Source organism: Campylobacter sp. CH246 (assembly GCF_004378835.1).
GTDB lineage: Bacteria > Campylobacterota > Campylobacteria > Campylobacterales > Campylobacteraceae > Campylobacter_D > Campylobacter_D jejuni.
In genome coordinates, this window is record NZ_RYYA01000018.1 from 1 (window position 1) to 1,560 (window position 1,560).

Consider the following 1,560-nt stretch of genomic DNA (forward strand, 5'->3'; position numbering starts at 1 on the left):
CCTTAGCTAGCAGTATCCTGAGTAGGGCGGGACACGAGGAATCCTGTCTGAATCCGGGTCGACCACGATCCAACCCTAAATACTAATACCAGATCGATAGTGCACAAGTACCGTGAGGGAAAGGTGAAAAGAACTGAGGTGATCAGAGTGAAATAGAACCTGAAACCATTTGCTTACAATCATTCAGAGCCCTATGTAGCAATACAGGGTGATGGACTGCCTTTTGCATAATGAGCCTGCGAGTTGTGGTGTCTGGCAAGGTTAAGCAAACGCGAAGCCGTAGCGAAAGCGAGTCTGAATAGGGCGCTTAGTCAGATGCTGCAGACCCGAAACGAAGTGATCTATCCATGAGCAAGTTGAAGCTAGTGTAAGAACTAGTGGAGGACTGAACCCATAGGCGTTGAAAAGCCCCGGGATGACTTGTGGATAGGGGTGAAAGGCCAATCAAACTTCGTGATAGCTGGTTCTCTCCGAAATATATTTAGGTATAGCGTTGTGTCGTAATATAAGGGGGTAGAGCACTGAATGGGCTAGGGCATACACCAATGTACCAAACCCTATCAAACTCCGAATACCTTATATGTAATCACAGCAGTCAGGCGGCGAGTGATAAAATCCGTCGTCAAGAGGGAAACAACCCAGACTACCAGCTAAGGTCCCTAAATCTTACTTAAGTGGAAAACGATGTGAAGTTACTTAAACAACCAGGAGGTTGGCTTAGAAGCAGCCATCCTTTAAAGAAAGCGTAATAGCTCACTGGTCTAGTGATTTTGCGCGGAAAATATAACGGGGCTAAAGTAAGTACCGAAGCTGTAGACTTGCACACAACTTAGATTATTTAAGTTTAGAATATGAGAAACTAAGTTATATGTTTAGTTATATTTTTACTGATTTTTATAGAGTAAAGATAGAAATAAAACTTAGTAAAATCAGTAAAAATATTCTTAGACTAAAGTTAAGTAGTTTAAGTTGTGTGCAAGTGGTAGGAGAGCGTTCTATTTGCGCCGAAGGTATACCGGTAAGGAGTGCTGGAGCGAATAGAAGTGAGCATGCAGGCATGAGTAGCGATAATTAATGTGAGAATCATTAACGCCGTAAACCCAAGGTTTCCTACGCGATGCTCGTCATCGTAGGGTTAGTCGGGTCCTAAGTCGAGTCCGAAAGGGGTAGACGATGGCAAATTGGTTAATATTCCAATACCAACATTAGTGTGCGATGGAAGGACGCTTAGGGCTAAGGGGGCTAGCGGATGGAAGTGCTAGTCTAAGGTCGTAGGAGGTTATACAGGCAAATCCGTATAACAATACTCCGAGAACTGAAAGGCTTTTTGAAGTCTTCGGATGGATAGAAGAACCCCTGATGCCGTCGAGCCAAGAAAAGTTTCTAAGTTTAGCTAATGTTGCCCGTACCGTAAACCGACACAGGTGGGTGGGATGAGTATTCTAAGGCGCGTGGAAGAACTCTCTTTAAGGAACTCTGCAAAATAGCACCGTATCTTCGGTATAAGGTGTGGTTCGCTTCGTACTAGGATTTACTCCGAAAGCGAAGAAACTTACAACA

At 44.0% G+C, this 1,560-nt stretch carries 1 rRNA gene; it reads left to right on the top strand.

What is annotated here, in order from left to right:
* A 23S ribosomal RNA gene (locus ELQ06_RS08470) occupies positions 1-1,560 on the top strand; the annotation flags it as partial.